Annotated in this window: 25 protein-coding genes and 1 tRNA gene; 11 read left to right on the top strand and 15 right to left on the bottom strand. The window is 62.9% G+C overall.

Annotation, left to right across the window (positions count from 1 at the left end; translation table 11 throughout):
- Positions 1-519 precede the first annotated feature (519 nt).
- Entirely contained in the window at positions 520-1,977 is a 1,458-nt protein-coding gene (gene aspA / locus JQ597_RS36935; RefSeq protein WP_212270290.1) for an aspartate ammonia-lyase, read from the top strand.
- Positions 1,978-2,256: 279 nt separating this feature from the next.
- Positions 2,257-3,903, top strand: a complete 1,647-nt coding sequence (locus tag JQ597_RS36930; RefSeq protein ID WP_212270289.1) for a sensor domain-containing diguanylate cyclase — start codon at positions 2,257-2,259, stop codon at positions 3,901-3,903.
- A 28-nt stretch (positions 3,904-3,931) separates the two neighbouring features.
- On the opposite strand, the gene JQ597_RS36925 is transcribed toward JQ597_RS36930, so the two are convergent.
- Entirely contained in the window at positions 3,932-4,396 is a 465-nt protein-coding gene (locus tag JQ597_RS36925; RefSeq protein WP_212270288.1) for a GNAT family N-acetyltransferase, read from the bottom strand.
- A 140-nt stretch (positions 4,397-4,536) separates the two neighbouring features.
- Positions 4,537-4,621 (bottom strand) — tRNA-Leu (locus tag JQ597_RS36920).
- Positions 4,622-4,840: 219 nt separating this feature from the next.
- Here JQ597_RS36920 and JQ597_RS36915 point away from each other — a divergent pair.
- Positions 4,841-5,311: a disulfide bond formation protein B gene (locus JQ597_RS36915; RefSeq protein ID WP_249133243.1), complete on the top strand. Its 471-nt coding sequence runs from the start codon at positions 4,841-4,843 to the stop codon at positions 5,309-5,311.
- Here the strand turns inward: JQ597_RS36915 and JQ597_RS36910 are convergent.
- On the bottom strand, positions 5,308-6,393 hold the full coding sequence (locus tag JQ597_RS36910; RefSeq protein WP_502754836.1) for an AbrB family transcriptional regulator: 1,086 nt from the start codon (positions 6,391-6,393) through the stop codon (positions 5,308-5,310). The two genes, JQ597_RS36915 and JQ597_RS36910, sit on opposite strands and share 4 nt — an antisense overlap.
- A 204-nt stretch (positions 6,394-6,597) precedes the next feature.
- Positions 6,598-6,888 (bottom strand): PsiF family protein, encoded by a 291-nt coding sequence (locus tag JQ597_RS36905; RefSeq protein WP_212270285.1) that lies wholly within the window; start codon positions 6,886-6,888, stop codon positions 6,598-6,600.
- Between the two features lie 270 nt (positions 6,889-7,158).
- Between JQ597_RS36905 and JQ597_RS36900 the strand changes: the two genes are divergently transcribed.
- Positions 7,159-7,656: a hypothetical protein gene (locus JQ597_RS36900; protein ID WP_212270284.1), complete on the top strand. Its 498-nt coding sequence runs from the start codon at positions 7,159-7,161 to the stop codon at positions 7,654-7,656.
- Positions 7,657-7,919: 263 nt separating this feature from the next.
- On the opposite strand, the gene JQ597_RS36895 is transcribed toward JQ597_RS36900, so the two are convergent.
- A complete protein-coding gene (locus JQ597_RS36895; RefSeq protein WP_212412085.1) occupies positions 7,920-8,507 on the bottom strand; it encodes a TetR/AcrR family transcriptional regulator in 588 nt (195 codons plus the stop codon).
- 117 nt (positions 8,508-8,624) lie between these two features.
- Here JQ597_RS36895 and JQ597_RS36890 point away from each other — a divergent pair, with 117 nt between their 5' ends.
- From JQ597_RS36890 to JQ597_RS36875, 4 genes are all read left to right on the top strand, one after another.
- Entirely contained in the window at positions 8,625-9,059 is a 435-nt protein-coding gene (locus JQ597_RS36890) for an acyl-CoA thioesterase (protein WP_212270282.1), read from the top strand.
- Between the two features lie 5 nt (positions 9,060-9,064).
- Positions 9,065-9,544, top strand: coding sequence for a PaaI family thioesterase (locus tag JQ597_RS36885; RefSeq protein WP_212270294.1), 480 nt, complete (start codon positions 9,065-9,067; stop codon positions 9,542-9,544).
- Positions 9,545-9,665: 121 nt separating this feature from the next.
- Positions 9,666-10,451, top strand: coding sequence for a sulfite exporter TauE/SafE family protein (locus JQ597_RS36880; protein WP_212270293.1), 786 nt, complete (start codon positions 9,666-9,668; stop codon positions 10,449-10,451).
- Between the two features lie 30 nt (positions 10,452-10,481).
- Complete coding sequence (locus JQ597_RS36875; protein ID WP_212270281.1) at positions 10,482-11,159, top strand: DsbA family protein; 678 nt, start codon at positions 10,482-10,484, stop codon at positions 11,157-11,159.
- Between the two features lie 70 nt (positions 11,160-11,229).
- Here the strand turns inward: JQ597_RS36875 and JQ597_RS36870 are convergent, their stop codons facing one another.
- Positions 11,230-11,436, bottom strand: a complete 207-nt coding sequence (locus JQ597_RS36870) for a hypothetical protein (RefSeq protein ID WP_212270280.1) — start codon at positions 11,434-11,436, stop codon at positions 11,230-11,232.
- Positions 11,437-11,491: 55 nt separating this feature from the next.
- Positions 11,492-12,385, bottom strand: coding sequence for a LysR family transcriptional regulator (locus tag JQ597_RS36865; RefSeq protein ID WP_212270279.1), 894 nt, complete (start codon positions 12,383-12,385; stop codon positions 11,492-11,494).
- Positions 12,386-12,502: 117 nt separating this feature from the next.
- Here JQ597_RS36865 and JQ597_RS36860 point away from each other — a divergent pair, with 117 nt between their 5' ends.
- Positions 12,503-13,252 carry an SDR family NAD(P)-dependent oxidoreductase gene (locus tag JQ597_RS36860; RefSeq protein ID WP_212270278.1) on the top strand — a complete coding sequence of 250 codons (750 nt, stop codon included), beginning with the start codon at positions 12,503-12,505 and terminating at the stop codon, positions 13,250-13,252.
- A 62-nt stretch (positions 13,253-13,314) separates the two neighbouring features.
- On the opposite strand, the gene JQ597_RS36855 is transcribed toward JQ597_RS36860, so the two are convergent.
- The 4 genes from JQ597_RS36855 to JQ597_RS36840 all read right to left on the bottom strand — a co-directional run bounded on the left by JQ597_RS36855 (position 13,315) and on the right by JQ597_RS36840 (position 18,336).
- Positions 13,315-14,403, bottom strand: a complete 1,089-nt coding sequence (locus JQ597_RS36855) for an alpha/beta hydrolase (RefSeq protein ID WP_212270277.1) — start codon at positions 14,401-14,403, stop codon at positions 13,315-13,317.
- Positions 14,404-14,492: 89 nt separating this feature from the next.
- Positions 14,493-15,464 (bottom strand): S1C family serine protease, encoded by a 972-nt coding sequence (locus JQ597_RS36850; protein ID WP_212270276.1) that lies wholly within the window; start codon positions 15,462-15,464, stop codon positions 14,493-14,495.
- A gap of 165 nt (positions 15,465-15,629) precedes the next feature.
- Positions 15,630-16,682: a DUF2252 family protein gene (locus JQ597_RS36845; protein WP_212270275.1), complete on the bottom strand. Its 1,053-nt coding sequence runs from the start codon at positions 16,680-16,682 to the stop codon at positions 15,630-15,632.
- A gap of 136 nt (positions 16,683-16,818) precedes the next feature.
- Positions 16,819-18,336, bottom strand: a complete 1,518-nt coding sequence (locus JQ597_RS36840) for an AMP-binding protein (RefSeq protein ID WP_212270274.1) — start codon at positions 18,334-18,336, stop codon at positions 16,819-16,821.
- A gap of 568 nt (positions 18,337-18,904) precedes the next feature.
- On the opposite strand from JQ597_RS36840, the gene JQ597_RS36835 reads away from it, so the two are divergent.
- Complete coding sequence (locus JQ597_RS36835; RefSeq protein ID WP_349628939.1) at positions 18,905-19,684, top strand: Crp/Fnr family transcriptional regulator; 780 nt, start codon at positions 18,905-18,907, stop codon at positions 19,682-19,684.
- A gap of 16 nt (positions 19,685-19,700) precedes the next feature.
- Here the strand turns inward: JQ597_RS36835 and JQ597_RS36830 are convergent, their stop codons facing one another.
- From JQ597_RS36830 to JQ597_RS36820, 3 genes are all read right to left on the bottom strand, one after another.
- Complete coding sequence (locus JQ597_RS36830) at positions 19,701-19,907, bottom strand: hypothetical protein (protein ID WP_212270272.1); 207 nt, start codon at positions 19,905-19,907, stop codon at positions 19,701-19,703.
- Between the two features lie 25 nt (positions 19,908-19,932).
- Positions 19,933-20,145, bottom strand: a complete 213-nt coding sequence (locus tag JQ597_RS36825; protein WP_192738344.1) for a hypothetical protein — start codon at positions 20,143-20,145, stop codon at positions 19,933-19,935.
- Between the two features lie 212 nt (positions 20,146-20,357).
- Positions 20,358-20,927 carry a phasin family protein gene (locus JQ597_RS36820; RefSeq protein WP_249148467.1) on the bottom strand — a complete coding sequence of 190 codons (570 nt, stop codon included), beginning with the start codon at positions 20,925-20,927 and terminating at the stop codon, positions 20,358-20,360.
- 250 nt (positions 20,928-21,177) lie between these two features.
- On the opposite strand from JQ597_RS36820, the gene JQ597_RS36815 reads away from it, so the two are divergent.
- Positions 21,178-21,693 carry a YybH family protein gene (locus JQ597_RS36815; RefSeq protein ID WP_249146952.1) on the top strand — a complete coding sequence of 172 codons (516 nt, stop codon included), beginning with the start codon at positions 21,178-21,180 and terminating at the stop codon, positions 21,691-21,693.
- Between the two features lie 171 nt (positions 21,694-21,864).
- On the opposite strand, the gene JQ597_RS36810 is transcribed toward JQ597_RS36815, so the two are convergent.
- Complete coding sequence (locus JQ597_RS36810; protein WP_212270271.1) at positions 21,865-22,461, bottom strand: cysteine dioxygenase family protein; 597 nt, start codon at positions 22,459-22,461, stop codon at positions 21,865-21,867.
- Positions 22,462-22,977 lie beyond the last annotated feature (516 nt).

Genomic DNA, 22,977 nt, shown 5'->3' with positions numbered 1-22,977 from the left:
GGATAAGCGTACGGCAAAACCGTGTGGTCCTGGCACCCGTTGCAGGTGTCAAGCTGTCGGGTAGGCGAGAGCTGAACGGCAGCGACGGAGTCAACCAAGAACTCGTCTCCGGGGAGAGCACGGCATAAGCCGTAAAGCCATTGCGCAGGGAAGGCCGGGTGTTCTCCGCTGCCCTGTATGCTCGTGTGCACTTTGTTTTGTGCAAACCGCACGCGAGACCGCGGGTGCAGCGCGCACCCGGTCTTCCCTGCGCCCTCTATTTTCGAGGGCAAGGAATTTCTGGCAAAGCTCGGGCATATCGTGCCGCGAGATCGTGAAATCATATTCGGTGTCATCACCCGCGCATGCGGGTGATCCAGTATCCCAGAGACGCCTGTGACAGAACCGAGAGACCGCGGCGTACTGGATACCCCGCATGCGCGGGGTATGACGGCCTGGTGTGGAAGCCGACACTAGGAAAATCCCTCGTCTCCTGATCTTATCAAGCCCCCAGACACTTCCGGCGAAAAGGTCCCCCCGATGACGACGCGACGCGAGCACGATCTCCTGGGCGACCGCGATGTTCCGGCGGAGGCCTATTACGGCGTCCACACCTTGCGGGCGGTGGAGAATTTCCCGATCAGCGGCACCCCGATCTCGATCTATCCGGATCTCATTGCGGCCCTGGCCTCGATCAAGATCGCGGCGGCGAAAAGCAACCGCGAACTGGGATTGCTCGATGCCAAACTCGCCGACGCCATCGTCGCCGCCGCGGAGGAAGTGCGCTCGGGTGAATTGCACGATCAATTCGTGGTCGACGTCATTCAGGGCGGTGCCGGCACCTCCACCAACATGAATGCCAACGAGGTGATCGCGAACCGCGCCCTGGAGCTGCTCGGCCGGCCCAAGGGCGATTACAAATTCCTGCACCCCAACGAGCACGTCAACATGAGCCAGAGCACCAACGACGTCTATCCGACGGCGCTCAAGCTCGCGGCTTACGGCGGCATCATGCGGCTGGTCGAAGCGATGGCGGTGCTGCGCGAGGCGTTCGAGCGCAAATCCGACGAGTTCAGGGACATCATCAAGATGGGCCGCACCCAGTTGCAGGACGCCGTGCCGATGACGCTGGGGCAGGAATTTTCCACCTATGCCGTCATGCTGGGGGAAGACGAGCAGCGGCTCAAGGAAGCCGTGCTCTTGGTGTGCGAAATCAACATGGGCGCGACCGCGATCGGCACCGGCATCAACTCGCACCCGGACTATGCCGGTCTGGTGTGCCGGCATCTGCGCTCCGTCACCGGCATTCCGGTCGTGACCGCGACAAACCTGGTCGAGGCGACGCAGGACTGCGGCAGCTTCGTTCAGCTTTCCGGCGTGCTCAAGCGCGTCGCCGTCAAGCTGTCGAAGACCTGCAACGATCTGCGGCTGCTGTCATCAGGACCGCGCGTCGGGTTGAACGAGATCAACCTGCCGCCGATGCAGGCGGGCTCCAGCATCATGCCGGGCAAGGTCAATCCTGTGATTCCCGAGGTCGTCAACCAGATCGCCTTCGAGGTGATCGGCAACGACATTACGGTGAGTTTTGCGGCCGAGGGTGGCCAGTTGCAGCTCAATGCGTTCGAGCCGATCATCGCGCACAGCCTGTTCAAGAGCGTCAATCATCTGCGCGCCGGCTGCCTGACGCTGGCCGATAAATGCGTCAACGGCATCACCGCCAACCGCGAGCACCTGCGCCGCGGCGTCGAAAACTCGATCGGCATCGTCACCGCGCTCAATCCCTATATCGGCTACGCCAACGCCACCGAGATCGCGCAGCAGGCGCTGGTCACGGGCGAAAGCGTCTACGATCTGGTGCTGGCCAGGAAACTGCTGACGCCGGAGCAGCTCGACCAGATCCTGCAGCCGGAAGTGCTGACCCGGCCACGCGCGATCACGGTGACGTTGGTGCAGGGCAAGGCGGAGGTAGGAACCTCAGGGCCGAGTCAGATCGACTGATCGCGCATGCCCATGTGGATTCGATCATGATTGCTTGAGGCCTTGCGACCGTGCGCAGCGTGATCCGCGCTGGCGGCGCGCGGTGCTGTTCCTCATCATTGCTTGTGTGCGGCGCGAAAAGCATCCGTACTTCCGCGGCATAGTCGTCCGATCAGGCCATTTCAACCTGTTCCGCGAATAATTTGTGAACCACATGGGGCGAATTCACTTGGCCTTTAACGCCTAACTCGTTCCATCGGCGCACAAAAGGCGATGGCAACGTCTTGCAAGGTGAATTCCGTGGCAATAGCGGAAGCGGGCAAACCGGTGTGGAAGTCGCTCTGGCCGCGTCAGCCCGCCGAGGCGGACGATAGTTCCGGCTGGGCATGGACGCAGTCGCATCATCGGATGACCATTTCGGTCATTCTGCTGGCGCTGAGCTTCTCCGCGGTGTGCGGCTGGGTGCTGCTGGAGGCGCGGCGGGCGACCGAAGCGCGTGCCACCGAGGTCGCCACCAGCCTCGCCAATTCGCTCAAGGCCGATATCGCTCGCAACGTGGATCTGCTCAATCTCTCGCTCGAGGGGTTGATGAGCAATTTGAAGCTGCCCGGTCTCGATCGTCTCAGTCCGGAAATGCGCCAGCTGGTGCTGTTCGACTATTCCGCAACCGCGCGTCATCCGACATCGATGTTCGTCATCGATGACACCGGACGGATCACGCACGATTCCAAGAATCTGATCCCGCCGCGACAAAACATGTCCGACCGGGATTATTTCCAGTTTCACAGAGACAATGAATTTCCCGGCCTGTACATCAGTCGTCCGATCGCATCCCGTGTCACTGGCCTCTCGCTGGTGGCGTTCAGCCGGCGGCTGTCGCATCCGGACGGCTCCTTTGCCGGCGTCGTGCTCACGGCCATGCTGCAGGACCATTTCCAGGCTATGTTCAAGGATGCTTCGCTCGGCCCCAATGGCACGGTGACATTGGCGCGCACCGACGGCATCGTGCTGATGCGCTGGCCGTTCCGCCAGGATTTCATCGGCAGCAGCATCAAGCGCGCCGAACTGTTCACGCACTTCCCGAAGGCTCCCAGCGGCCACTATGAATCGAGGGCGGTATCGGACGGGATTAAACGGCTGTTCGTCTATACCCAGATCGGCAATCTGCCGCTGATCGTCGTGGTCGGCCAGTCGCTCGACGATGTCCTTGCGGCGTGGTGGCGGCAGGCGATCGCGATCGGCGTCTTGATGGCGGTGCTGTGCGCCGTGACGGTGATGCTGGCCGCCTTCCTGCATCGCGAATTCGCGCGCCGCAGTGCCGCGGAAAAGAAGCTCACCATTCTGGCCACGATCGACGGGCTCACCGGTCTTGCCAATCGCCGGCATTTCAACCGCGCGCTGGCCTATGAATGGCGCCGCGCGATGCGCAGCCGCGCGCCGGTCGCACTGCTGATGATCGATGCCGACCATTTCAAGGTCTACAACGACGCGCATGGCCATCAGGCCGGCGACAGACTGCTGCAGGACATTGCCGCGTCGATCGCGGCGAATGTGAAGCGGCCTTCGGATATGGGTGCGCGCTATGGCGGCGACGAATTCGCCGTTCTGCTGCCGGAAACGCCGCTCGGCGATGCGGCAGCGCTGGCGGCGCGGATTCGCGAGGATCTGATCGTCCGCTGCGGCGCGGACGAGATTCAGCGCGGCCATGCGAAATTGAGCATCGGCGTCGCGTCCCTGGTGCCCGGCGCGGAAACCAGGCATCGCGATCTCATCGCCGCCGCCGACAAGGCGCTCTATGAGGCCAAACGCCTCGGCCGCAACCGCACCGAATTGGCGGAAACCGAGGCGGGTTCGATCGTGCCCGATGCCGGCGCGTATTCCGGTGAAGAGAGCAGGGCCGCCCAGATGGCCGATCCAGCGCGATCTTCCGCGGTCGCCCGGATCTAACGGTCAGCCTCCCACGGGCAATGCGGCGCTACAGCAGCCCGCGATAAATCCCCGGCTCCGAACCTTCGATGGCCACCGCGCCGACCGCCTTCGAATAAAACTCCGCCGGCCCCACGCCGCCGATGATGGCGTAGCCAAAGCCTTGTTGCCGCATGTCCTCGAGGCAGGCGAACAGCAGGGCTTTCCCGATGCCGCCTTGCCGAGCCTTCGGATCGACGCCGGTCGGACCGAAGAAGTTGCGACAGGTCGCATCATGGCAGGCGAAGCCGATGATGTTTTTCTCCCGGACCGCGATGAAGCAGGAGACCGGCTGGCGGCTGAACGCGACATCGGTTTCGCTGGCCCATGCCTCGCTGAAATTCTGCCGCACCCAGCCAATGACCTTGTGCTTTTCGGGGCCCAGCGCACGGCGCATGACGATCCCGGCGTTGAGCAATCGATCATAGGCGGGCCGGGAATCCGGCAGCGCATAGAGTTTGACGAGCATGTCCATCGGGTGGCCCTGGTGATTCTGACCGAGGTGGCAGTCCTGACAGACGCTACGAGGGGATCGCTTCGCTTCGCAAGAGGCTATGCCGGGCACGTTTCGTCTGCGGCGGTGTGGCTGCGCCACGCGTAGCCGCAGGCGAAGCGTGGTGCCCCTGGCCGGAATCGAACCAGCACTCCTTGCGGAACTCGATTTTGAGTCGAGCGCGTCTACCAGTTCCGCCACAGGGGCCCTCGGGGCGCCGGCCAAAAGGCCGGTGCCGCGAAGCCGGCGGAATATAGCGGGCGGTTTCGGCGGGTCAACCCGCGCGGATGTGATTGTCCCGCACCTCGACAGCGCCATATCAGCGGGATAGGACCTTGTTATCGTTGGAGAACGCCCGTGACGCTTCATGCCACCGCAAATCCGTCACATGCCGGGCTTGGTGCCAATCCCGCTGTTGTCGCCGCGCTGGCGATCGCGGGCATCGCGGCGGCGACGCTTGCGGGCGCCTGGTTCTTCCAACTGGTGCTGGATATCCGCCCCTGTCCGCTCTGCCTCGAACAGCGCTACGCCTATTATCTGGCGGTCCCGCTCGCCCTACTGGTCGCCTTCGCGGCCTCGCGGGACGCGCCGCGGCCGGTGCTGCTGGCGGGCCTTGGACTGCTGGCGCTGGCGGCGCTCGCCAACGCCTGGCTCGGCGGCTACCACGCCGGCGTCGAATGGAAGTTCTGGCAGGGCCCGACCGATTGCTCGGGCCCGCTCGTCGATCTCGGCAGCGCCGGCACGCTGCTCGAGCGCCTCGACACCGTGAAAGTGATCCGCTGCGACGATGTGCAGTGGCGCTTCCTCGGCCTCTCGCTCGCCGGCTACAATGTGCTGATCTCGCTGGCGATGGCCGCGATCGCGGCGTGGGGCATCAAGTCAGCGAAGCGGGCCTAATCGTCCACATCATCCTGCGGCCGTCCGAACAGATGGACGATGCCGGGCGTCGTGATGGAGACGAACACGAAGCGCGACAGATGGTGCGCGCCGACGAAAATCGGGTCGATATGCAGCGTCAACGCCAGTGCCAGCATGGCGTCCATCGCGCCCGGCGCGAACGCCACCAGGACGTCAGCCAGCCGCACATTCGTGGTCAGCGCGATGATGGCGACGAAGATCGCCGAGATCACGATCGCCACCGCAAACGAGCCCAGCCCCGCATTGACATGGCTGAGCAGCGTCGATCGTTTCACCCGCGCAAAGCGCGTGCCGATCACCGCGCCGATGCCGACCAGCGCCACGCCGCGCATCCAGGGCGGCAGCCCGCCCTCGATCATTTCGGTGCCGTGCAGCACGCTCGAGGCGATCATCGCGCCGAACATCCAGCTCGCCGGAAATTTCATCAGCAGCAACAGCAGCGCGACCGCGACCGCAGCCGCGATCAATACGGCCAGTTCGAGCGGCGAGGCGATGATGGCGGCGATGTTCGGCGGCGCCGATGGCGCGATCCCGGTCAATGCCAGCAGCAGCGGCAGGGCGGCGGTGAGGATGATCACGCGCATGGTCTGAACCACGGCGATACCAGCGACGTCGGCGCCCTTCTCGGCGGCGAGGATGGTGATTTGCGACAGCGCGCCGGGGCTTCCGGCCAGCAGGGCCGAGGTCTGGTCCCAGCCGTGGAAGCGCTGCAGGTAGAAGCTGCTGCCGAAGGTCGAGCAGAAGGTGGCGAGCGCCAGAAGTCCGATGGTCAGCGGATAGGAGCTCATGTGCTGGATCAGCTGCCGCGACACCAGCGAGCCCAGCGTGATCCCGAGCAGCAGCAGCACGCTTTGCGTCAGGATCGGCGGCATCGCGAGCGGCCGTCCGCAGATCGCGGCGATGCCGACCGCGAACATCGCGCCGGAGATCAGTCCACCGGGCAGGTTTGCCCAAAGAAACAGCAAGCCGCCAGCGGCGCCGAGGGCGATTGTCTCGATCGTGGAGAGAATCCTGGCGCGGTCAGGAATCGCAGACGTCATCGATGCGGGGATCAGGCTCACGCCGCCTTATGGCAAATCCCGCATGAGGGGACAAATGCGCCACGCGATTGCTGCAATGCGTGCGTCGGCCATCATCAGCCCTGGCGCGGGCGGTCAATGCGCGGGCAAGCCTTTGGCGCCCGCGCGGGTTCACGGGCGCCAACCAACACCGTCAAACATGCAGATGCGAAATAGCGCTTGCCCTGAAGCAGCAGGGGCGGGTGCTCACTTCGCCCCGGTGGCCGCCTTTTCCTTGTCGGCAAATTCCTTCTTGCAGGCGGAACGGAATTTCTTGCGTTCCTTGCCCTTCAGCCCCTTCTCGTCGGCTTGCTTGGAGCATTCGAGCGAGCCTGGCGTCCGCGGCTTCGCGGCGGCCTTTTTGTCGGCCGGTGCCTTGGTTTCGGTCTTCGGCGCCTCGGTCTTGGTAGCCGGCGCGGCGGTTTGCGCCGACGCCACGCCCATCAGCAGGAACGAAGCAATCGCGGTCGCGGTGACAAGGGAAGAGATCTTCGTCATGGGGCACCTCGGATTGAAGACAAGGGCGCGACGGTCGCGCCGTGATGCTGAACGTCAAGTGAATGGACCGGACTATCCGCGTCTTTGACAGCCACATTATTTTGAACGGAAAATGGCGGCTTTCGTTGCCGCAAGCTTTGGTTGAGTTAGGATGGCGGTGCAGGTCAAAACCCCTGAATGATTGCACAGTAACTGCACAAGGACGACCTGCCCAAGTTGAATGGGGCAAGCTAATTTGCCCCGGTTGAACTGCTCCAAGGAGTCTTAAGGATGACCAATCAAGCAAAAATACTCTGCGCAATGGCGGTGTCGGGTTTTGCGGCGTTCATGGTGACGTCGCCGGCGCAGGCCCTCACCACGCAGGAATGCAGCGCGAAATACCAGGCCGCCAAGACCGCCGGCACGCTCGGCGGCCAGAAATGGAATGACTTCCGCAAGGCGCAATGCGGTGCGGATGCCACTGCCGCGGCGCCTGCTGCCGCGCCGGCCGCAGCACCCGCTGCCGCGCCCAAGGAAGCAAAGGCCAAGAAGGAAGCCGCCCCCGCAAAGGAAGCTGCGGCGCCGGCGGTGCCGTCGGGACCTGCGGTCTATCCGAGCGCCGTGGATCCGAAATACGCCAAGGAGACCGCCGGCAAGCAGCGCATGCACACCTGCCTCGATCAGTACAACGCCAACAAGACCAGCAACGGCAATGGTGGCCTGAAGTGGATCCAGAAGGGCGGCGGCTATTACAGCGAATGCACCAAGAAGCTGAAACCCACGGCCTGAGCCATCTCTGAACTGGCAGGCTCGCGTCACCTCTCCCGCTTGCGGGGTCGAGACGAGCGAAGCTCGCTCTCAGGTCGGCGCGTAGCTCCGGGTGGGGGCTCTCTCCACGAGTCGTATCGCGGAGAGAGCCCCCACCCATAGCCGATGCTACGCATCGGCGTTCTTAATCAAGCACGGCGGCCGTAGGCCGCCTACGCCTCCCCCGCAAGTGCGGGAGAGGGAGCGCAGCTTCCATCGCGGATGCAATTTAACGCATCACGCGCCTAGCCTTCATCCTCGAGCAGTTTCTCGGCTGACTTTGCGATCAGCTGCGCGCGCTTGCGCGGGCCGCGTTCGAGGAACAGCAGACTCTGGCCGAAGATGAAGCAGTAGAACAGGAACGCCTGCGCGTCGGCTTCCTCTGCCGCCAGCCCCGCCGCCCGATAGAGCTGCCCGACATTTTGCAGGCGCGCGGCATCGACGCTGGCGACCGCCGCGGCCGCGGCCTCGTCGGATCGCGCCCATTGCCGGATCGCAAGCTCCACCGCCATGCCTTCGGTATTCATCCGTTCCGAATAAAGCGCGACCAGCGCCCGCAAGCGTTCGCGCGCGGTGGCGCCATCGAGGCTGGTCTGCCTTTCGATCGCGGCGATGCGCCCGGTGCTCCAGTTCTGCAACATGCCGTCCAGCAGCGCCGCGCGATCCTTGAAGCGGCGATAGAAGCCTCCCTTGGTGACGCCAAGATTCTTCGCCAGCACCTCGACCCGCACGCCCTCGACGCCGGTGCGGGCGATTTCCGCCATGCCGGCCTCGATCCAAGTCCTGTCCTTACACGTTGCGTCCTTGCGGTTCTCGCTCTTGCCGTCGGTCATTGATTCGAGCCTCACCGATTCTTGATACGGTACCGTATTGCTAACCCGCATCCGCCCTGATACGCTACCGTATCAAGAATCGAAAGCCGGTCGGGAACGGTAAGCGGGAGCGAGACGATGGAAACGGACGCGACCTATCGCGGCACGGTGTATCCGTGGCAATGCGATCATGTCGGGCACATGAACATCATGTGGTATGTCGGCAAATTCGACGAGGCGAACTGGAATATGTTCGCACGGCTCGGGCTGACGCCTTCCTATTTGCGCGAATCCGGCCGCGGCATGGCCGGCGTGCAGCAGAACATCAGCTACAAGCGCGAACTTTTCGCCGGTGATATCGTCGAAGTCAAAAGCCGGCTGCTGGAAATCCGCGACAAGTCGATTCGCTTCCTGCACGAGATGCGCAACGCCGAAACCGGCGAGGTATCTGCGACCTGTGAAATCACCGCCGTGCACCTCGACCGGCAGGCCCACAAATCGATGCCGTTCGCGCCTGAGATCCGCAATACCGCGCTGAAGCATCTCAGCCCGGCTGAGGCGGTGCCGGCATGAGCAGCATGGCGCGCTTCGAGCCGAAAAACCCGGACTATCGTGAGATCGCGACCGATACGTTCGAGCGCCAGCACGCGATGCGCACGCTCGGGATTTCGATCGCGCGGCTGGAGCCGGGCGAGGTCGAACTCGCGATGGCCTATTCCGCTGAACTCACCCAGCAGAACGGTTTCGTGCATGCGGGTATCGTCACCGCCGGGCTCGACAGTGCCTGCGGCATCGCCGCCTTCACGCTGATGCCTGTTGGCTCCGACATCCTGACCGTGGAGTTCAAGACCAATCTGCTGGCGCCCGCGCGCGGCCAGCGCTTTGCCTTCCGTGCCAGCGTCGTCAAGCCGGGCCGTACGCTCACCGTGTGCGAGGGGCGCGCCTATGCCGAGCACGACGGCGTTGAAACCCTGGTCGCGACCATGACCGGGACGCTGATGGCGCTGCCGCGCCGCGCCAGCGCACCATTGCAGGACAAGGCCCTCGCGCCCGCCTGACGTTGCTCGGAGCATCGTGCATACGCTGAACGGCTGTTGCAGGGCAGATTTGTGCTGCGGCCATGGCGGATCATAGAAATTCCTTCTATGGTTCTGCCGTGCACATGAGTCTTCCATCTTGATCATCTCCACGACGCAAAGCGTGTTGGGACTGGCGTCGGGGATGCTGGTCGGGTTTTCGCTCGGCCTGGTCGGCGGCGGCGGTTCGATCCTGGCGGTGCCGCTGATGGTCTATTTGGTCGGCGTGCCCGAACCCCATGTCGCGATCGGCACCAGCGCCATCGCGGTCGCGGCCAACGCCGCGGTCAATCTGTCCAACCATGCGCGCGGCGGCACGGTGGTGTGGTCCTGCGCGCTGACATTTGCCGTCGCGGGGATGGTCGGCGCCTTCGGCGGCTCGATCCTCGGCAAGATGGTCGACGGCCAGAAACTGCTGGCGCTGTTTGCGCTGATCATGATCGTGATCGCGCTGTTGATGCTGAAGACGCGGTCGCGGATCGGGTTGCCTGATGTCAAGATGTCGATGTCCAACATGCCGGCCATCGTCAGCCTTGGCCTGGCGACCGGGACGCTATCGGGGTTCTTCGGAATCGGCGGCGGATTCCTGATCGTGCCGGCGTTGATGCTGGCGACGGGGATGCCGATCATGAACGCGGTCAGTTCCTCCCTGGTCGCCGTCACCGCGTTCGGCATGACCACCGCGGCGAGCTATGCCTGGTCCGGCCTCGTCTCCTGGGCGCTGGCGGGGTTGTTCGTCGCAGGCGGTATTACCGGCGGCTTGGCCGGCACCCGCGCCGCCCGTCACCTCGCCGAGCGGCGCGGCGCCCTCAACATTGTGTTCGCCGTGGTCATTATTGCGGTGGCGCTCTATATGCTGGCGCGTAACATATCCTCATCCTGGGCGTAGACAGGGGTGAGGGCCGTCGCGAGAGCAGCAATGAACCAGCAGAACAAACCAGCCGCAACCAATCCGGGACCCAGCCGGCGCGAAGCGCTCGGCCTGATTGGCGCCGGCGCAACCCTGCTCGGCACCGCGGCGATGCCACATCAGGCGTTTGCGCATGATGACGACGCGGTGCTGACCGAAGCGCTGGTGCTGCGCGACCCGGATATTCCCGCGGCCGGCAACCCCGACGGCGACATCAACATCGTCGAATGGTTTGACTATAATTGTCCCTATTGCCGCAAGATCGCGCCCGAGATTGCGCAGGTGGTGCAGGACGACGGCAAGGTCCGCCTGGTGCTGAAGGACTGGCCGATCCTCGGCGACGTTTCCAAGATCACGGCACGGATGGCGCTGGCCGCCAAGTATCAGGACAAGTTCATGCCGGCGCACGAGGCGATGATCGGCGTCAGTTCACGGCTGACCGAGGCGCGCGCGCGCGAGTTGCTCACTGAGAAGGGCATCGACATGGACCGCCTCAACCGCGACCTCACCACCAACGCCAAGGCGATCGACGCCATCCTCGCGCGCAACCACGCCCAGGCCGAAGCTTTCGGTTTCCGCGGCACCCCGTCCTTTATCGTCGGAAAGTTTCGTGTGCCGGGCATCCTGACCATGGCGGAGTTCGAAATGGTCATCAAAGACGCGCGGAAAGCCAAAGCCGCCAACTAATCGCGTCAAAGGAAAGGGCGCCCCCGTCGATGACGAGGACGCCCAATTTCGCTCGAATAAGCTCGCGTGATTACTTCGACGCGATCCTGGTCCACTCCTCATGGGCGCGCGTTTTCAGCGCCTTCCAATCGGTGGCGGCGACATCCCAGTTGACGATCGTGCGGTTGGCCTGCGCGACCTGACCGTTCGCCACGCTGGACGTGTTCATCGAATCATAGACGTAAACGCCGCAAACCAGCAGCAGCGCGCCCAAAATCATTCCAAAAAAAGTTCGCATGACGTCCTCCGATGATGCGCAAACAACGCAGCTTTGAGAGGAAAGTTCCGCCCGGCTATCTGCCGATCCGGCTCATGCGTTCCACAAGGAAATCGACGAATAGTCGCGCCCGCACCGGCAATTGCCGGCCAAAGGCGTGCACGACGTGCATCGGAACCGACGGCATCGCGACGCCAGGCAGTATTTCGACCAACCGACCGGCAGCAAAATCGTCCTCGACGGCGAAGCGGAGCACCTGCGCGATGCCGGCGCCGTGAAGGGCTGCGTGATACAGCGTAATGCCGTCGTCTGAATCAAGCGCGCCTTCCGGCGTGATGGTGGTGCCATCGGCGAAAGCAAACGGATAGGGCTTTCCGGCGAGCAGATAGCGCAGACAACCATGCTGGCGCAGATCTTCGACGCTGCGGGGCACGCCGCGCGCGGCGACGTAACCGGGCGAGGCGATCATCACCAAGGCAAGATCGGCCAGCTTGCGCGCCGTCAAATCGGTATCGGCGAGATCGCCGATGCGCAACGCGACATCAAAACCTTCCCGGATCAGATCGGCATGGCGATCGCTGACGCTGAGTTCGAGTTTGACGTTGGGATGCCGCGCCAGGAAGGCTTGCGACCATTCACCGACCAGCGTTCGCCCGACAAACACCGGCGCGGTCACGCGCAACAGGCCGCGCGCGCTTTCGGCCATCTGCACGACGTCCTCGGCGTCCTCGATCGCGCGGAGGAGCGGCGCGACGCGCTCGTAATAGGCCGCACCCTCGGTGGTGAGGTTCAGCGTCCGCGTCGATCGCTGCAGCAGCCGAACCCCGAGCCGCCGCTCCAGCCGCCCCACGCTTTTCGAGACGGCCGATGCGCTGGAGCCGATGGCGCGGCTGGCGTTCGAGAAGGAGCCGGAATCCACGGTTCGCACGAACGCGACCAGACCGGCGGTTTTCTCCAGAATTGTCGTCATTTCCGAATTCCAGGCACAAATCTTGCGATCAATTTGATCCTAATAAGCCATTTGATCCGAAGTAGATAGCCGGTCACAAGACGCCGGCAATTGGGCCGGCCCGTCAGGAGAATCCAAATGAGTGACCTCAAGGGCAAGGTGGCGATCGTCACGGGGGCGTCGAAAGGCATCGGCGCCGGCATCGCGAAAGGTTTGGCCGCGGCCGGCGCCACTGTCGTGGTGAACTATGCGTCCAGCCGCGAAGGCGCCGATCGCGTCGTGGCTGACATCACGGCGAGGGGCGGCAAGGCGATCGCGGTGCAGGGTGATGTTGCTGATGCCGCCGACGTCAAGCGCCTGTTCGAGCAGACCAAGGCTTCGTTCGGCAGGCTGGATGTGCTGGTGAACAATGCCGGCGTCTATCAGTTCGAGCCGCTCGAGAAGGTGACCGAGAAGGAATTTCACCGCGAGTTCAACACCAACGTGCTGGGAACGCTGCTGACCATCCAGCAAGCGCTGAACTATTTCGGCCCGCAGGGCGGCAGCGTCATCAATATCTCGTCGATCGCGAGCCTCAATCCGACGCCGGATTCGGTGATCTATTCCGCCACCAAGAGCGCGGTCGATTCGATCACGCGCAGCCTGGCGAAAGAGTTCGGTGCACGACAAATCCGCGTCAACGCCATCGCGCCGGGAGCCACGGCATCGGAAGGGCTCGAGAGCGCCGGCCTGCTGGGAGGCGACGTCGAAAAGCAGGTCATCGGCATGACGCCGCTCGGCCGCTTCGGCCAGCCCGACGACATCGCGAAGGTGGCGGTGTTCCTCGCGTCGGATGATTCGGCGTGGCTGACCGGCGAACGTATCTCGGCGTCCGGCGGTTGGCGCTAACCCGGCCCACGACTTGCGGGCGTTCGCCGTTCAAATGCGACCGAACGCCCGCATTACTGGAATCATTCGCCGCGCAGCCAGGCCAGCATTGGCGCGTTCATTTCGCGCGGGTAGGTGTGGCTGAGATCATCCAGCTCGCGATAGGCCACCTTGGCGCCTGCCGCCGACAGTAATTGCCGGGTTTGCCGCGCCACTTGCACCGGAAACATCCAGTCGAGCTTGCCATGCACGAGGTGAATCGGCAGGCCGCGCAATCTCTCCGCATCCGCCATTTCAGCCATCAGCGGATGGAACGTCGCCGAGACCGGTGCGAGATGCGTGAACGGTGAGCCACTTTCGAGCCCGCTGACATAGCAGAAGGTGCCGCCGTCGCTCATGCCGGTCAGCAGCATTTTTGTCGCGTCGATATTCCAGCGCGCGCGCACCTGTTCGAGGATGCGCATCAGGTTCGGCGTATCGGTATCCTCGCCCATCAAGGCCCAGGTGGTTTTGCTGTTCGAAGCGTTTCCGGTCGCGGTCGGCGCGATCAGGATTGCGCCGTGGCTTCGCGCGTCGCGCAGCCAGCTCCACAGAAAACCGCGGCCATTGCCGCTGCCGCCATGCAGCGCCATGACAAGCGGAAGAGCGCGGTCCGGCGTGTAATATTCCGGCACGTAGAGCGAGAAGCCACCGCGGCTGCCGGGCTCATTATGGTCGTGAAAGATGCCGGTGTTTTCATTGGCCGGTTGCGCCAGCCGTGCCGCGAGGTCGGCATCCTCGCGGAGCGAAGGCTCGACAAAGAACTCGCTGACCGGCGGCAGTTTTTCGACCAGCGCATAGAGCGCCTCCTGCGCGCGCGGCGAATAGCGTAGCGCCCGAAACACGCTGACCAGATCGCCATTGCCGTTCTGCACGTCGCGCAGGCCGTCGAAGGCGGCCAGCGCTGCGTCGCTGGCGGCCTCGAGCGAGGTCTTGACATCGCTGAACTCCGCGGGCCACTGCGAGAGCCGCGGGCGCACCGCGCGCAGCGCCTCGTCCGGCGTGCCCGCAGCTTCCATCACGCGGCCGAAATCCGGCGGGTTCAGATGGCGCGCGACAAAGCCGAGCGCTTCAAGCGATTGCAACAGCGGCGGCAGCACGGCAACGATGTCGTCCACCACGGCCTCGCTCATCGCGCATTCCCTGCTTGTTGGAGTTTTTGTTCTGGCGCGGCGTTCTCGGTGCAGTCTTCTTAGTGCAGCCTTGCTCAGTGAAGTCTTGCTCAGTGCAGTCTTGGCGCCTTCAGCAGCTTGGCGCGTTCGACCGAGGTCAGCACCACGTCGAAAGTGACGCCCTCATGATAGACCGTGAGCGGCACGTCGACGCCGGCAGGGCCCAGCGACCAGAGTTTTCGGTAGAAGCCGGTCTGGCTGGTGATCTTGTCGCCGTTGATCGCGAGGATGACGTCGCCGGTCTTGATTTCGGCGCGTGCCGCGGGACCCTTGCCGGCAACGCCGACCACCACGATGCGGTTGTCGATCTCGGTCGAAAACATCCCGAGCCATGGCCGCGCCGGCTTGTTGACGCGGCCGAATTTGCGTAAGTCGTCGAGCACCGGCTTCAACAGGTCGATCGGCACGATCATGTTGACGTGTTCGGCCTTGCCCTCGCGCTCGCGTTCGAGCTGCAGCGAGCCGATGCCGATCAGTTCGCCCCGGCTGGAGATCAGCCCGGTGCCGCCCCAGTTCGGATGCGCGGGGTGGGTGAAGAGCGCTTCATCCAGCAGATATTCCCAATAGCCGGCGAATTCCTGCTTGGCCGCGATCTGGCTCGCAACCGATCGCGTGCGGCCGCCGGCGCCGCCGAGCACGACGCGGTCGCCGACCCTTGTGATGGCGGAAGAGCCGAGCGGCAGCGGCTCGATGTCGAGACGCCCGAGCGCCTGCACCAGGCCGAAGCCGGATTCGAAGTCGAAGCCGAGCGGATGGCCCTGCATCACGCGGCCGTCGCCCAGATGCAGCCACACGGTCTCGGCCTCGGTGATGAGATAGCCGATGGTCAGCACCAGGCCGTCGTCGATCAGCACGCCATTGCCGGCGCGCTCGGTGCCGAGCGTTTCCGCGCTGAAGGCGTCGGCGGGGATGATCGAATGCAGCCCGACCACCGAGGCCAGTGCGCGGTCGAGATCAAAACTGTAATCGCCCGGGCGCGGCTGGTTGGCCGGCGGCACTTTCCATTCGGTCAAAGAGGGCATGAAGGGTCTCCCATACGGTTGCGCGCAGCTAACCAACGCCGCGCAACCCGAATAGATCATGGTCCTGCCAGCGGCAGCCTTTGCCGGATTATATCAGCGAAATGGCCGCGGATCGAGATCGCGGATCGAATGCGGCTTGCGATCCGTACATCGATGGAAGGCGCGTCAGCTCCGCCATTCCCGATAATCGCGCTTGACTTTGTCGGCCGCAACCGCTGCAGCGGCGTTCAGCCAGCCGAGCGGGCGTTTCGCAAGGTCGGCCTGCAGCGCCTCGACCGGCACCGCGCCTGCCGCGTGGACCGACGCCAGGTCGAATCCCATCGCCTCCAGAATATTGACCTTGATCTTCGAGCCTCCAATGTCAGCGAGTTCGATCTTGCGGGAATCGGCGGCGATGCGGCGGAAAATGAACTTGCCGTTTACATCGAGAAATGGATCCGGTGCCCGGAATTCGCCATTCGCCAGGGCACGGAAATGCGACGCTTTGGATTTTCTGTCATTGGCCCAGGTCCAGGCCGATGGTACCAGCGCCTTCGCCTCGCGCAGGATATGTCCACCACGCCAGAACGCGACGGCCACATAGCGTGGCCGCCCGAGGCTGCCGCCGCCGGCGACGCGCGAACGTAGGTGGATGCGTTTTGCACCCTTCGGCAGGGTCGCAACCAGGGCCCTGGCAATCTTGCGCGGCGGGCTCGCCTTTGGATAATCGGCAACCTCCTTCCAGAATTTTTTTGCTTTTTTCTCGGTGTCGGCGGCATAGGGGCGCAGCCAGGTTTCGCCTTCGTCGAGCAATGCCGGCTGAGGCCGGGCCAGACCAGCCCGGTATCCCTTCAACAGCGCTTTGGCGACGGCCTGATTACGGACCCCGAGCCGTGGCGCAAGGTAGATGCTGGTGGCAAGCCGGACCAAGTCAAGCACATAGGGCATCACGGCTGCTTCGTCGAAATCGTTGACGCCCCAGACCAGGCGGCCGTCGGCGTCGCGCCATGTGCCGAAATTCTCCAGATGCAGATCGCCGATCGAAAGCACTTGCGGCGCGTCCATCAATTCCGGACACCAGTCGCCGATTTTTCTGGCCCAGCGGAAATAGGTCGCCCGCAGGAAGATAAAAGGGCTCTCTTTCATCCGCTCGTGCTTGCGGGCGATGTCCTTTTTGACGACGCGGCACTGCCTGGCCAGCCAGGCTTCGTAAGCCTTGTTGTCGCTGCGGAAAGACATTGCAGATCCTCATGCGGTGCGGCCGGCGACCGGCACGTCAATCGGATCATCCTACCTCAGGATGTCTTGATATAGAACATCCCGAAAAACGAGAGATGGCTTTCCTGACACTTCAGGCGGTCGTTCAGTCCGCTCCTCACTCCGCCTTGGCCCGCGCCCGCGCCGGCAATATCCGGAACGCGCGATTCTCCTTCAGCCAGGCCGCGCGTTCGTCGCGCAGCAGGGTGCGGCGGACCTTGCCGGAATCATCGCGCAGGCCGAAATTGACCACTTCAAAACTTTCCGGGTGCTTGTAGCGGCTGAGCAGGTCGGAGAGGAAATCGCCCATGCCGTCGGCGACCGATTGCGCGTCGGCGTCGGGCCCAAGTTCCAGGATTGCGTGGACGCGCTGGCCGAATTCCGGATCGGGCAGGCCGACCGCAACGCAGGAGCGAACTAACGGATGGGCTGATACCGCGGCCTCGATTTCGGCCGGGTAGATGTTGGCGCCGCCGCGCAGGATCATGTCGGCGAGCCGGTCGCCGAGATACAGATAGCCGTCGGCGTCCAGCCTTCCGATATCGCCGAGCGATTCCCAGCCGTCGGCGCGGCGCTTTGGTTCGGCGCCGAGATAATGATAGCTGCTGCCGGCGCCGTCATTGGGCAGGAAATAGATTTCACCGGTCTCGCCGGTCGGGACCTCGTTGCCGTCCTCGCCGATGATGCGCAGGCGGGAGGTCTCGGCGATCTTGCCGACCGATCCCCTGTGTTCGAGCCATTCGACGCCCGAAATGATGCATGCGCCCTGCGCTTCGGTGCCGCCATAGAGCTCATAGATGCGCTCGGGCCCGAGCCATTCGATCCATTTCTCCTTCAGCCATGGCGGCATCGGCGCCGCCATGTGAAACACGATTTGCAGGCTCGACAGATCGTAGCGGCTCCGCACCTCGCCCGGCAGCGCCCAGATCCGGTGCATCATGGTCGGCACGAAATTGACCCACTGCACCCGGCTCTCTTCGATCAGGCGCAAGCTTTCCTCGGCATCGAACTTGACGAGGCCGGTGACGCGCCCGCCATGGAACAGCGCGGTGTGCGAAACAATGAACGGCGCGTTGTGGTAGAGCGGCCCGGGGTTGAGCAGGGAAGCGCCGAGCGGCATGCCGAGCGCGGCGGGGCCTGCGGTATCGATCACGGCGGGCCGGTGGTCGAGGATCACCTTCGGCCGGCCGGTCGAGCCGCCAGAGGTCATCGCCTTCCAGTAGCGCGCCACCGGGTTGTCGATCGGATCTCCGGAAAAGCCGTCCGGCATGAAATCAATCGGTAGGGCATTTGGCGCATTCCAGTCCGGCTGACCGCCGACAACAAGCGAGGGCTTGAGAATCTCCAGCACCGCAGCGGCCTCGCCGCGCGGCAACCGCCAGGTCAGCGAGGTCGGCGTCGCGCCGCATTTCCATACCGCAAACGTGGTCTCGAAGAACGCGTTGCTGTTGGGCAGGCCGATGGCGACGAAATCGCCGGGCTTGACCCCCTTGGCGGCAAAAGCGCGGGCGCGGGCGTTGGCATTGCGCTCCAGCTGCTCCCAGCTCAGCGTCTCAGCGCCATGGCTGACCGCGATCGTGTCTTTCGGTTTGCGCTCGGCATACCAGCGCGGCACGTCGGCAAGGGGGATCAGCATGGGGCGTTTCCATTGCGGGGCGTCTTGATGCCGCTCTTGTGTTTCGTATCAGGCGGCATACGGCCACCGCTGGCACTTCGCCAACAGGAGACATTGTCACTCAAGACGGGCGCGGCGTCCATATTGCCGCAGATATCCCCGATCGCGAGCGTTCACCTCATTGCGCGGCTCGGGCGCCTGACCGCCGACGGCTTCCGTTCACGGACATTCCCGCGGTTCACCGTCATGTCTCAAAAGTGCTACCTGCCGATATCGCAATGGGCTCGCGCACCGATAGGTCGCGTCCGCTTCCGTCGTGTGCCGTGCGCCGGAATTGGAACCACGCGTTCCGCATTACTACGGTGGTACTCATGCGCATTTTGTTGTTGCGTCCGGTGCATTTGCATCTAACTCTTCGCGACGCTGCGAAATCCACATCGCGGCCGACGCTTAGAGTCTTGTTGTTGGGAGCAAATTTTTTGTCGAGAGTAAAAGCGTACCAAGGTGAGTTTGATCTCGGAGCAAGATCGCCGTTTCGCGACGCTCCAGATGAGGAAGGCCGCGAATGTCTCATCGCGGGCTTCCTTCAGTGAAGCCTCTGGGCGGAACTGGTAACCGCCTTCTTGCAGCGCTGGCGCCGTCGGACCTCGACCTGCTGGGGCCCGTGCTGGAGACGGTCGCGCTCGATCCGGACGCGGTCATTTCGCGAGCGGGTGACCCGATCGAGGATGTCTTTTTCCCTCATAGCGGCGCCATCTCGCTGATGATCGACATGGCGGACGGACAGACGGTTGCCACCGCCGCAGTCGGGCGCGAGGGCGCAATAGGCATTCTTTCAGTGCTCGGGCCGTCACCTTCGGCCGTTACCGCGGTCGTTCGTGCGGCGGGCATCGCCTCGCGGATTCCCGCGTCGCGCTTTCACGCCGCTTTCAATCGCAGTCCGGCGATCCGACACCTGGTCCAGAATCACGTCAGGGCGATGCTGGTACAGTTCCAGCTCGGCTCGGCCTGCAATGCGCTGCACCCGGTCGAAGCCCGCATGGCCCGCTGGCTGCTGCAGTTTCGCGACCGCATCGACCACGACGTTCTCCCGCTCACCCAACTTGCGTTGTCGCAGATCCTTGGTGTGCGACGAACGACGGTGACCCTCCTGATGGGCAAACTGCGCGCTTCCGGAGCGATCAGGTCCGATCAACGAGGCCGGATCGAGATCGACCGATCGCGACTCGCGGCGGCCTCGTGCGAATGCCACGGCACCATGCGTCTCGAAGTCGAGGAGATCTTTTCGTCGAACACGGGCCGATCACGCGCGGCGGCCGCGCCCGCTGCTGTGCGCATCCCGGAAACTGAATCGGGCGATGTCGTGTGAGCGGGCGGCCGCCGACCTAGCCGCGCTGCGACTGACCGTTGCGTCGTTTCTTCCCGTTGTGTCGTTTCTTCGCCTCGAGTTTGGCAAGCTCGTGCAGCACTTTCGCGGTCTGGCGCAGCTCGTTGCGCGCGGGGCCCGGTTTCAGCCGTCGTGCTTCTTCAAGAAAATCCTTGGCCTGCAGCAGCCAGGTCGACGTTTCAGTTGAGATTTCCATGCGCGCCATGGTGTCCCCCATTGCGCAGCGACGGTCAGGCGCTGGAGCCCGCGCCGAGACGCCGCGTCCGGATGCTCGGCTCGTGGACCCAGGCTTCCCGTGCGAACCAGTCGTGATAGGTGCTGCAGATCGGACAATGGGTGCGCGAGAAGAACACCGCGCTACGTCCAAAGCTCTCGCGATCGATCTTGATGCCGGTGGGAATCGCGCGTCCGCTTTGCGGACATTTCACCATAACCATACCCATGTTTCCCTCCCTTGAAATGGTACTTGCTGTCTTTGCAGCAAAAGTACCGGCCGGTTGGATTTGCGCCTCTTGTCGGTGCGGTGACTGGGGGGCATAGCGCACCTGTGCCTTTGTTTGATCGAGCATGGGGTGGGCATGCTCGTTGCTGGGCTTAATCCAACCGGCCGGATCCCTCCTGAACGAATCCTCTATGTGAATGGAGCGCCGTTTTTTTAGCCGGCTTTGTGGAGAATCTTGGTGAAGTGATCTCTGATCGGCTCACCCGTTTCCGTCGCAAGCTTCTGGGCAAGGGCCAGCAATTCCTTGTTCTGGCCGGATGCGGCGTCGAAGGTCTTGCGCGCCTGCGACGCAGATAAGGTAAAGACATCCGAAACGGATTTGCTGCCCAGCAGATTGACGAAGAAATCGATCGCGGAGGCGGCATTGGCGTTTGAGATTTCGAGCACCTTCAGCCCGTAGTCGGTGGTGCTTCTGGCGTTGCTCGAATAGCTCTCGCGCAGCGCGTCCGTCATCCCCTTTGACGCGACCATCATCTTCTCGCAACCTTCCCGCGCGCGGGCAAAACCCTGCTCGGCCAGCTCGAAGCTCACGCCAGGCAACGCGATCTTCGGGAGTTCCAACAGCGGCATCCCGAATACATTCGTTCCGTTCGGTACAACTTTCGTTTCGCTTTCACTCACTGCGGCATCACCTTTCTCAAGCGAAAGCCCTTTCCCGAGACGCTCGCTTGCGTCACGAGAGCTCACGCTCCGTGTTCGATCTGCTTTTTTGATGAGCTTCAATCCAGCCCCGCACCACTGTGCCCTGCGAAAACGGGGCGGTCGGTTCGATTTGCGACTCTCGATTAAAATTTTTTCGATGATGTCAATTCACACCATCGTATATAGGTATGGTTAACGGGGATGATGTTGTGAATTGAGTGGACACTGCGAGGCGCGGGCTTTCGTTCGTTTCCGCCGCTGTCCTGGGCGGCCGCGTCGCCCAGGGGTAACCCAATAGGGCGCGTCTCAGGGGCATGCTCGTGCGGTAAAATTGCTGCCGATCGGCATGCACGCAGTATCGGAGCGGAAGCCGAGATGCGCGAACCGACCGGGGAATTGCATTCAAAAAATGGAGATGATCATGAGCAGGATGGCACAGGTGATTGCATTCGTGCTGGCGTTGATCGGACCTGCGTCGGCACAGAAGGCGGAAATCGAGGCGACAAACGCCAAATGGATCGAATTCTTCAACAAGGCGGATTTCGCCGGGATCGCATCATTCTACACCGCTGATGCCATCGCACTTCCGCCCGGTGCTGCGATGGTGCAGGGACGAGCGGCGATCGAGGCAATGTGGAAAAGCATGGCCGAACAAGTTGGCGATCCGAAACTCACAGTGCTGGACGTCAAGCCGCTCGGCCCCTCTGCGGCACGCGAGATCGGGAATTTCAGCCTGAAGACGAAGGGCCCGACGCCACAGGAAGTGAGCGGGAAGTATGTTGTAGTTTGGGAAAAGATCGGAAATGACTGGAAAATGACGACCGATATCTGGAACGATGGCAAGTAGGCTCCTCGCGGTTGTTGGCTGACAACACTCCGCTCGTGATGCTTTGGCTCGCCGCTGCAATCATGTTGGTCAGGTCATCCTGGCCCGCAACGGTAACGCTGGCACTCCAGGTCCCATTACCGCTCGGTTATGGCTCGGCAATCCAGGTCCGAAAGTGCCAGAAGCGGAACTCTAACTTATTCTTCGTTTGGTCGGGACCTGCGTCCGCGCGTACCCGTCGTCGGCGACCCTGATCACGTAGGGCTTCTCAAGTTTGCGCTCTACATCAAACTCGGAGCGTCCAGTGTAGTTGATGTGCCGGCCGTAAGTGTGCAGCGACATCGAGATGCCTGTTCCAACGTTCCGGACGCTATGTATGTGTTCAGGATAACAACAGGCAGTGTCACCAGCGGTCATCACTTGTTCACCGCTGCGCTTCAGGTCGGCATAGCCGGGCTTGCCACCGTCATCGCGCCGGTCGTAGTTGATCTCTTGTTCCTGACCTTCGATACCGACCACCACGGCCCAGGTTTTGTGGTTGTGCGGAGTGGTGCCGCGGTCGGGCAGCCACGATACCAGGAAAACAGCCAGATCGTGATTGGGCTCTTCATGGAGCATGTGAACGCCGAAGCCCTGCTCGGCATCGCATTCACGATATTCGGGGCGGAGTAGTTCCGGCGATTGTGCAAATTTCCTGGCGAGCGGTACGACGAGGTCCGTGATTTCCACCGCGTCAGAATGCTGAGCAGTAATCTCCCGCAGGTCGCGCACATACTGGTCGAGGGTCATTGCATCTACCTCCAGGGTTTCAAGGCGTTGCAATCCGGACGAAGTTTACGACGTTCGCTGCGAAACTCAATGTCCGCTCCGGGTCCAAAAGCCGGCATCGTCGCGCGACGCCCTGTGTGGGATACCTCCGTGTTGCCCGACGGGCAAATCAGTTCCGGTTTTCAGAAATCATGTCAAGCCCCGAAATGAAAAATATTTCTGTTTACCAGAATGATAATCAGGTGCATATGTTTGGCCATCCCGTCCTACTCAGAAGGGCGTCGGCCGTCGTCACGGACGTTGGACGGGTTGCGGTGGACGCTGGTTTACGCTGAGACGATGGCGTGGACTAAGCGTACGGCAAAACCGTGTGGTCCTAGCACCCGTTGCAGGTGTCAAGCTGTCGGGTAGGCGAGAGCCGAACGGCAGCGACGGAGTCAACCAAGAACTCGTCTCCGGGGAGAGCGCGGCATAAGCCGTAAAGCCATTGCGCAGGGAAGGCCGGGTGTTCTCCGCTGCCCTGTATGCTCGTGTGCA

The organism is Bradyrhizobium sp. AUGA SZCCT0177 (assembly GCF_018130125.1).
Taxonomy (GTDB): Bacteria; Pseudomonadota; Alphaproteobacteria; order Rhizobiales; family Xanthobacteraceae; genus Bradyrhizobium.
The sequence above is the reverse complement of the archived record's forward strand: the minus strand, read 5'-3'. Positions and strand labels throughout refer to the sequence as shown.

Excerpts from the sequence above, each read along its gene's own strand:
- JQ597_RS36905 (WP_212270285.1), bottom strand. The coding sequence starts at position 6,888 with ATGACGAAGATCTCTTCCCTTGTCACCGCGACCGCGATTGCTTCGTTC.
- JQ597_RS36840 (WP_212270274.1), bottom strand. The coding sequence starts at position 18,336 with ATGCTGATCCCCCTTGCCGACGTGCCGCGCTGGTATGCCGAGCGCAAA.
- JQ597_RS36865 (WP_212270279.1), bottom strand. The coding sequence starts at position 12,385 with ATGACGACAATTCTGGAGAAAACCGCCGGTCTGGTCGCGTTCGTGCGA.
- JQ597_RS36925 (WP_212270288.1), bottom strand. The coding sequence starts at position 4,396 with ATGGACATGCTCGTCAAACTCTATGCGCTGCCGGATTCCCGGCCCGCC.
- aspA (WP_212270290.1), top strand. The coding sequence starts at position 520 with ATGACGACGCGACGCGAGCACGATCTCCTGGGCGACCGCGATGTTCCG.
- JQ597_RS36900 (WP_212270284.1), top strand. The coding sequence starts at position 7,159 with ATGACCAATCAAGCAAAAATACTCTGCGCAATGGCGGTGTCGGGTTTT.
- JQ597_RS36845 (WP_212270275.1), bottom strand. The coding sequence starts at position 16,682 with ATGTCTTTCCGCAGCGACAACAAGGCTTACGAAGCCTGGCTGGCCAGG.
- JQ597_RS36825 (WP_192738344.1), bottom strand. The coding sequence starts at position 20,145 with ATGGGTATGGTTATGGTGAAATGTCCGCAAAGCGGACGCGCGATTCCC.
- JQ597_RS36860 (WP_212270278.1), top strand. The coding sequence starts at position 12,503 with ATGAGTGACCTCAAGGGCAAGGTGGCGATCGTCACGGGGGCGTCGAAA.
- JQ597_RS36885 (WP_212270294.1), top strand. The coding sequence starts at position 9,065 with ATGGCGCGCTTCGAGCCGAAAAACCCGGACTATCGTGAGATCGCGACC.
- JQ597_RS36855 (WP_212270277.1), bottom strand. The coding sequence starts at position 14,403 with ATGAGCGAGGCCGTGGTGGACGACATCGTTGCCGTGCTGCCGCCGCTG.
- JQ597_RS36895 (WP_212412085.1), bottom strand. The coding sequence starts at position 8,507 with ATGACCGACGGCAAGAGCGAGAACCGCAAGGACGCAACGTGTAAGGAC.
- JQ597_RS36830 (WP_212270272.1), bottom strand. The coding sequence starts at position 19,907 with ATGGCGCGCATGGAAATCTCAACTGAAACGTCGACCTGGCTGCTGCAG.
- JQ597_RS36875 (WP_212270281.1), top strand. The coding sequence starts at position 10,482 with ATGAACCAGCAGAACAAACCAGCCGCAACCAATCCGGGACCCAGCCGG.
- JQ597_RS36850 (WP_212270276.1), bottom strand. The coding sequence starts at position 15,464 with ATGCCCTCTTTGACCGAATGGAAAGTGCCGCCGGCCAACCAGCCGCGC.
- JQ597_RS36870 (WP_212270280.1), bottom strand. The coding sequence starts at position 11,436 with ATGCGAACTTTTTTTGGAATGATTTTGGGCGCGCTGCTGCTGGTTTGC.
- JQ597_RS36810 (WP_212270271.1), bottom strand. The coding sequence starts at position 22,461 with ATGACCCTCGACCAGTATGTGCGCGACCTGCGGGAGATTACTGCTCAG.
- JQ597_RS36890 (WP_212270282.1), top strand. The coding sequence starts at position 8,625 with ATGGAAACGGACGCGACCTATCGCGGCACGGTGTATCCGTGGCAATGC.